At 42.5% G+C, this 7,498-nt stretch carries 7 protein-coding genes; 5 read left to right on the top strand and 2 right to left on the bottom strand.

What is annotated here, in order from left to right:
- Positions 1-390 precede the first annotated feature (390 nt).
- Both BLS65_RS12010 and BLS65_RS12005 read right to left on the bottom strand, forming a co-directional pair.
- Positions 391-1,224, bottom strand: a complete 834-nt coding sequence (locus BLS65_RS12010; protein WP_092439319.1) for a phytoene/squalene synthase family protein — start codon at positions 1,222-1,224, stop codon at positions 391-393.
- Positions 1,208-2,692: a phytoene desaturase family protein gene (locus tag BLS65_RS12005; RefSeq protein ID WP_092439317.1), complete on the bottom strand. Its 1,485-nt coding sequence runs from the start codon at positions 2,690-2,692 to the stop codon at positions 1,208-1,210. Before BLS65_RS12005 ends, BLS65_RS12010 begins: the two co-directional genes overlap by 17 nt.
- A gap of 170 nt (positions 2,693-2,862) precedes the next feature.
- Here BLS65_RS12005 and crtD point away from each other — a divergent pair, with 170 nt between their 5' ends.
- Genes crtD through BLS65_RS11980 form a run of 5 tightly spaced genes read left to right on the top strand, consistent with a single transcriptional unit; the run spans position 2,863 to position 7,497 of the window.
- A complete protein-coding gene (crtD, locus tag BLS65_RS12000; protein WP_092439315.1) occupies positions 2,863-4,350 on the top strand; it encodes a 1-hydroxycarotenoid 3,4-desaturase CrtD in 1,488 nt (495 codons plus the stop codon).
- 15 nt (positions 4,351-4,365) lie between these two features.
- Positions 4,366-5,001, top strand: coding sequence for a carotenoid biosynthesis protein (locus tag BLS65_RS11995; protein WP_170830105.1), 636 nt, complete (start codon positions 4,366-4,368; stop codon positions 4,999-5,001).
- 29 nt (positions 5,002-5,030) lie between these two features.
- On the top strand, positions 5,031-5,660 hold the full coding sequence (locus tag BLS65_RS11990) for a lysophospholipid acyltransferase family protein (RefSeq protein WP_092439311.1): 630 nt from the start codon (positions 5,031-5,033) through the stop codon (positions 5,658-5,660).
- 2 nt (positions 5,661-5,662) lie between these two features.
- Complete coding sequence (locus BLS65_RS11985; RefSeq protein WP_092439309.1) at positions 5,663-6,754, top strand: glycosyltransferase family 2 protein; 1,092 nt, start codon at positions 5,663-5,665, stop codon at positions 6,752-6,754.
- Entirely contained in the window at positions 6,727-7,497 is a 771-nt protein-coding gene (locus BLS65_RS11980) for a tetratricopeptide repeat protein (RefSeq protein WP_092439306.1), read from the top strand. Before BLS65_RS11985 ends, BLS65_RS11980 begins: the two co-directional genes overlap by 28 nt.
- The last annotated feature ends 1 nt before the right edge of the window (position 7,498 follow it).

Genomic DNA, 7,498 nt, shown 5'->3' with positions numbered 1-7,498 from the left:
CGTCCCTGTTGCTTTCAGCTGTCGGACATAGTAATTTACCGTATTGCGGTGTATGGCTAAACTTGAAGAACAGCTGCGGTTGCTTTCTCCTTTGATTTTTAACTGAATTAATTGTCGTACATCCATGATATCTATCTTCTTTGCGGCCATATCCCTGATTTAAGTTTCAGCGATAAGATAGAAATCATTCCTTTCAATGGCTCAATGGCGCAATTTGCGTCGAAACGGGTGGCGCAACTTCGACCGAAACAATAGCCTAAATGCACCTAAAAAAGTGGCACAACTTCGACCGAAACGCCTGGCACAACTTGAACCGAAATGGGTGGCACAACTTCGACCGTTTTATCTATTAATTTATCGAATGAATATTTCTGTTTACTCTAAATATGTCTAAAACACACCAACCGATTCTCGCAAGTAGCTCTTAGCTAGCAGTGTTGCTTTTGTTGCATTCGAAATACGGTATCGCTCGTGAGCTATTTCGCGGGCCTTGGCCTTTTTAATCTTATCGAACAGCTGAAGGTAGTATCGGTATGCCAAGTAAACACCTAGGCGTGCTTCTCGCTTTAGCTTTATAATGCCTATAAATGCTTCGTTGAAATCGGCTTGGATGCCATCTTCAATAATCTTCTTCTCTTTTTCAGTAAATTGGGTAAAGTCTACACCTGGGAAATAGACACGGCCAAGCTGCATGTAATCCGCCTTAATATCTCTCAGAAAGTTTACTTTCTGAAAGGCCTCGCCAAGCTTACGGGCGGGTTTTTTGAGTGCTTCGTATTGTGAGTCGTCATCATGGTAAAAAATGCGAAGGCACATTAAACCAACCACTTCGGCGGAACCATAAATGTAGTCCTTAATTTCGTCGTCGTTGTATGTTCTCTTTTGCAAATCCCACTCCATCGATTTAAGGAACGATTCAATGAGTTGATGATCAATGTTGTATTTATTCACAATTAACTGAAAACTCTGGAGTATGGGGTTTGTGCTTATGCCATCATTTATGGCCTTGTAGGTATCTTCCTTAAACCTGAAGAAGAGTTCTTCTTGGTTGTAGCCTTGAAACGAATCCACAATTTCGTCGGCAAAGCGGACAAAGCCATAAACTCCATAAATGGCATCCCTATACTTTGAGTTTAGGAGTCGAACGCCGAGCGAAAAGGAGGTGCTGTATGCACGAGTGGTAAGCTTACTTACGCTTATGCATGTTTTATCGTATAGTTCCATAGCGTTTTACAATTTGTTCGGTTGCTAATTTTGAGGATATAACAGCCATAGGAAGTCCGGTACCTGGCACCGTGCTCGAGCCTACATAGAATACATTTTCGAAAACCTCATCGGTATTTTTTGGTCGGAAAGCTCCAATTTGGTTAAGGTCATGAGCCAGCCCAAGGCCGCTTCCCTTGTATAGGTTAAACATGTTTTGCCAATCGATGGGGTCAATAATGGTTTTAGTAACTAGGTTTCCCTTTATGTCGAATCCAACGCGCTCCGAAAGGTCTGTCATAATGTCGTCGGCCAGCTGTTCGCGGTCGTTCCAGTCCGGTTTGTAGCGAAGGTCGGGAACGGGGCAAAGCACAAAGAGGTTTTCATGGCCCTCGGGTGCTGTGGTGGGGTTACTTTTGCTGCTAGCATTCACGTAATAGTAAGGTTGCTGAAGGCTAATGGAGTTTTTAAACACCTTTCCAGCATACTCCTCAAAGTTGTTTCGGAGGTAGTAGTTATGGTGTGCCATCTTATCAATTTTACCTTTAACTCCCAGATACATGGTGAATGGCGCAAGCGTCCATTTTTGCTTATCGAGCTTTTCGTTGGAGAACTGTTTACGGTTAAACACCTTTCCTCGGAAATAGGCAGCATCGCTATTAATCACAAAGATGTCGGCTTCCCACCGCTTTCCGTTTTGGTCGATAAGGGCCGCTAACTCTCCTTCCTTATCCTCAAATCCAACAATTTCGGTGTGGTAGGTAATGTTGATGTTGGCTTTCTCCAACTCCTTCAGCATGCCCACAACTATTTGATACATTCCGCCCTCCACGTTGTGGTAGCCATCGTGCACCAGTTCGGTGTAGGTAAGAAGGCTATATATTGCAGGAGTATCGAATGGAGTGGCACCTAAAAAGAAGGCCACCAACGAAAAAATAACCTTTACCTCATAGGAGCTGAAATGACGGTTTAGCTCGCTCCACATACTCCGAAGCATCATAGGGGCGTGCCGCATGGGCACCGTAGCCAAAGTTGCTAGAAACTGTGGTAGTGAGTTGAAATTCTTGCGAATAACTTTTCCCTCGGTATCATGAAAAAGTCGTCCCGCTTTCTTAAGGAACTTGGTCATCTTTGCCTCAAAGTCTGGCTCAATTCCCTTAAATTCGTTGGCCAATTTGGCAATGTCTTTATATATTAAGTAGTTCCTTTCGCTTCCTGCAAAGTTCACCGAATAGAGTGGATCCAACTCAATGAATTTAAACGGCATTTCGATGCCGCAGTAGTCCACAAACTCCTTAAATTCGTAGCTCATGCTGAAGAAGGAGGGAGCCAAATCGAAGGTGAAGCCATCTTTTACCAGCTGGTTCAGCCTTCCACCGGCTTGCTTGTATTTCTCAACCATCTCCACTTTATAACCATTTCGCGACAATCTAAGTGCAGTGGTTAATCCTCCAAGACCGGTTCCAACTATTAGGGCTTTCTTTTGCATGCCATCTGTTTTTATTATTGTCTTTTGTTTGGTTGCTTTTATTTATTGGTTAACATCAAAAACCGTAAAATGTTTATATTACCATGAGAAAACATAAACAATAAGAATTTGTTAACCGTAATAATTTCAAAATAATTTCATAAATTTAACGAAAAGAACAATACTGCGCAATGGGAAAATTAAAAATAGGAGTTGTAGGAAGCGGAGTTGCCGGCATGGCTTCGGCAATTCGCATGGCCATTAAAGGTTTTGATGTTCACGTGTATGAGCAGAGCGAAGTGGCCGGTGGAAAGTTGAATCAACTCAACGGGAATGGTTATCGATTCGATACAGGACCATCGCTGTTTACATTGCCACAGTTGCTCGACGATCTTTTTACTGCTGCAGGGAAGGAAGCCTCATCTTATATCCGGTATAATCGGTTGGATGTTGTTACTCGCTACTTTTATCCCGATGGAAGTGTGCTTAATGCCAATGCTGACCCAGTTGCGTTTGCAGATGAGTGCAGCGCGACTTTTGGTGAGCCTGCCCATAATATTCTCAATTACCTAAAGGAATCAAAGTTGCTGTATGAGCTTACTGCAAATCTCTTTATCTTCTCACCGTTTCCTACCTATAAAGTATTTAGTAGCCCCGAGGCTAAACTGCTTGCCCGGAATCCCCGACGGTTACGGGCGTTTACCACAATGCATCAGGTAAATGTAAAATCGTTTGCCGATAGTCGGATTGTTCAACTTTTCGATAGGTATGCTACCTACAATGGCTCCAATCCATACAAAGCCCCTGGCACACTTACAATGATACCTCACTTAGAACACAATGTAGGTGCCTTCTTCCCGGAGAAGGGTATGCGGCAGGTATCCGAAGCGTTGGAAGCATTAGCGCTCGACGTTGGCGTAACTTTTCATTTCTCAAGTGCGGTTGGTAAAATCCTGACAGATAAGAATGGTGTAACCGGTTTGCTCGTTAAGGGGGAGGAGGTCAAATTCGATGCTGTGGTAAACGATACCGATATCTTTTATGCCTATCCAACTCTTTTACCTGAAAAGAAATTACCTTGGCTATACAAGCAGCAGGAACCATCAACTTCTGCCCTGATTTTCTACTGGGGTGTTAAAACAACGCATCCGCAGCTAGAGTTGCATAATATTCTCTTCTCCGAAAACTATCGGAAGGAGTTTGAAGAGATGGAGCGGGGACGAATATCAACCGATCCTACAGTCTATCTCTTTATTAGTTCAAAGCAGGTTGCTTCCGATGCTCCTGCTGGGTGCGAGAATTGGTTTACAATGATTAATGTTCCTCCAGATACCGGGCAAAACTGGCCCAAGCTGGTTGAGGAGTGTAGGGTTTCGATACAAGCAAAAATCAAGGCAATGCTTGGAATTGATTTGAAACCTATCATTGAATTTGAGCGAGTAATCGATCCACCAACCATTGCACGAACAACTTCGTCGTTTGGTGGTTCTCTTTATGGTATTAGCTCCAACGGAATGATGGCAGCATTTAGCCGACACCCAAACCATAGAAAGAGTATTCCTGGGCTTTACTTTGTTGGCGGTAGCGTGCATCCGGGAGGTGGAATTCCCCTTTGTCTTGCTTCTGCAAAAATTGTGGATGATTTGGTTTCTTCCCCGCACAATAGCTGTAACCTATAAATGCAATTTGTAAGAATGAAGACATTAAAACTTGTAGTGATATCCTTAGCAATTGCTCACGCTATTGGGGTTTTCGGAATTGCCATCTGCCTGCATCGGCCCGAACTATTTGCTCTTACTTGGGTGTTTTTGCTGGTAAGCATGGCCGTATTACTACTTTTTCAGCAATCGTATAGCTGGTATCAGTTGCCCATTGCCTTGGCTATTGCTACTATCGGATTTGTTGCCGAAGTAGTTGGCATACATACTGGTTTGCTTTTTGGTAATTACAGTTATGGTGCATCACTGGGCATAAAAATGTTCGATGTACCTTTAATTATTGGCTTAAACTGGTTAATGCTGGTTTATACTAGCCGAGTTATTGTCGAAAAGTATTTTAGCAGCGCTGTGATTCGAGTTGTAGCTGGGGCACTTTTACTGGTTGCTTACGATTTGCTGGTGGAAATCCCCGCAGGACGGCTTGATATGTGGACATGGAGGGATGGAACTCCCGGAATTGCAAACTTTATTGGCTGGTTTGGAGTTGCTTTATTGATGCACACTATTGTTGAGGTTATGGAATTTCGTTTCAGAAATTATATTGCTATACCGTTGTTTATCATTCAATTTGTTTTTTTTGGACTATTAACTCTACTCTTTTTTGTAATTTAGAATAGTGCACATGACGTTATAACAGAGATATGATTAAAACTAACCATAATAGGCTGTATGCATGGTTCTTTGATAGGTATATTGGCTATATTCTGAAGAAGCAATTTCGTGAGATCAATATTACCGGGCATGTGGAGCATAAAGAGCGACCAATCCTAATTATTGGAAACCATTTTAGCTGGTGGGATGGTTTCTTTATCCTTCACCTTAACCGAATGGTGTTTAAGCGGAAGTTTTACATAATGATGCTGGAGGAGCAGCTTAAGCACCGCTTGTTTCTTTCTCGTATTGGCGCTTATTCTATATTTCCTGGAACTAAGTCGGTAATCGAGTCGCTGAACTATACTGTCGACCTTCTTAACGATTCCAGCAATATGGTTGCCATTTTCCCTCAAGGCGAGATTGAAAGTGCCTATACCTCAACCTTCCGGTTCGAGAAGGGACTTCAGTTCGTATTGAATCGATCGACTTCGCAAACACCTATCTGCTTGGTTTTTATGGTAACTTTAGTCGATTACTATTCGCACCGTAAACCTTCTTTAACTATTGCTGTTGAGGAGTATAAGGATTTTGGAACCGCGGATGCCGCAAGTGTTGAAGATGCTTACAATGAGTTTTTTCAGCGAACAATACAGCGTCAAAATGCACTTTATAAATAGTTATGGAATACGTTGGATGGTTTGTTATTGGATTTCTAGCCCTTAGGTTTTTGGTTGCTTTTCTCAACTGGATTTCGAGCCCCTACCTGCCGAAAATGCAAGCAGAGGATCTTGCCTTAGTATCAATACTAATTCCGGCACGAAACGAGGCAGAGAACCTTCCAAATCTAATGCGTACACTATGCCTTAGTAACTATAAGAATGTTGAAGTGTTGGTTTATGACGACGCCTCCATTGATAATACAGCCGAGGTGGCTAAATCATTTTCGGATCAGATTCCGTTGCGCGTAATCACCGGAATTCCATTGCCCGAAGGATGGCTAGGCAAGAGCCATGCATGCTATCGTCTTGCCCTCGAAGCTAAAGGAGACTATTTATTATACCTTGATGCTGATGTAACGATTGAGCCCACATTAGTGGCACGGTTGGTTGCTTATACTCGAAAGCGTAACTTAGCACTACTCTCTATTTTCCCGTTTCAGGTAATGGTAACTCGTGGCGAGAAGATTGTTGTGCCGGTTATGAACTGGATTCTTTTGACTCTCTTACCGCTTGTATTGGTGAGGCTTTCGCGTAAGGTTTCTCTTTCGGCGGCTAATGGTCAACTGATGTTTTTTGATGCAAGTATATATCGAAAAAATCAGTGGCACAGTGCAGTTAAAGATGTTAGGGTGGAAGATATTGCTATTGCTCGTCTTATTAAACGAAAAAGACTTAAAATGGCAACGCTGCTTGGGTCTGGAGAGGTGCGCTGCCGGATGTATTCGGGATATCAGGAGGCCATTGCTGGACTTTCGCGTAGCTTACCCGCTTTTTTTGGGAATAGTCTTCTTTTTACATTTGTATTTACCTTCCTTACTACTTTCGGTTTCTTAATAATTTTCCTCTCTTTGCCATGGATTTATGGATTCGTATACCTTCTGGCTGCTATCTTTACTCGATTATTTGTTTTAATGGCATCTAAACAATTTTCTTTGTTCAATGTTTTAACTATGCTTCATCAACATTATGCGTTTATACGTATAGTTAAGCAATCAATAGATGCAAAAATTAAAGGGAAAACAGAATGGAAAGGAAGAGATATATCGGCTTAGTAGTAGCCTTCATTTTTATGGTAACCTCGCTATCGGTTAGGGCTTTGGAACCTACAGCCGTTGAGCTATACCGCTGCAAGCTCTATAATACTTATGTCGAAGGAAATGTTAGCCAATGGGTTAGATTCTTGCCAGAAATGGAAAAGATTAATGCAACTCATCCAAGCAGCGAATTGCTCTTGGAGATTGCCCGAACGCGCTATGGGTTAGTTGCTTTTCTTATCAATGAGAAAAAGGGAAAAGGGGCACTTGTTGATCTCGACAAGGGACTTGCTAACGTTGAGTCTTTGTTAATTCAAAATCCGAAGAATGCAGAAGCTATGGCACTTAAGGCATCTTTTTTGGCATTCACTGTAGAATTGAGACCATTTGGGGCACCAATAAATGGGCCAAAGAGTTTGCGAATAATCGATTTGGCGCTTAACACCGCCCCCATGAATGCGTATGTTTTAATTGATAAGGCCAATGCTAAGCAGTTTACCCCTTATATCTTTGGGGGCGACCTTGAAGAAGCGGTTGGGTTTTACCTAAAATCCATTGCTGCTTTCGAGAAGATGGATCCAAACCAATGTCGCTGGGTTTACGTAAATGCCCTTGCAAACCTCGGAACTTGCTACTACAAATTGGACGAGTATGCAAAGGCGGAGGCCATCTACAAAAAAGCCTTGGTAATTGCCCCCGAGTTCGACTGGGTAAAGATGCACCTACTACCAGAAGTGCAAGCAAAACTGAAGAAAAAGTAGT

The sequence above is a fragment of the Williamwhitmania taraxaci genome (genome assembly GCF_900096565.1).
Taxonomy (GTDB): Bacteria; Bacteroidota; Bacteroidia; order Bacteroidales; family Williamwhitmaniaceae; genus Williamwhitmania; species Williamwhitmania taraxaci.
Note: the sequence above shows the minus strand (reverse complement) of the source record. Positions and strands in the feature narration are given on the sequence as shown.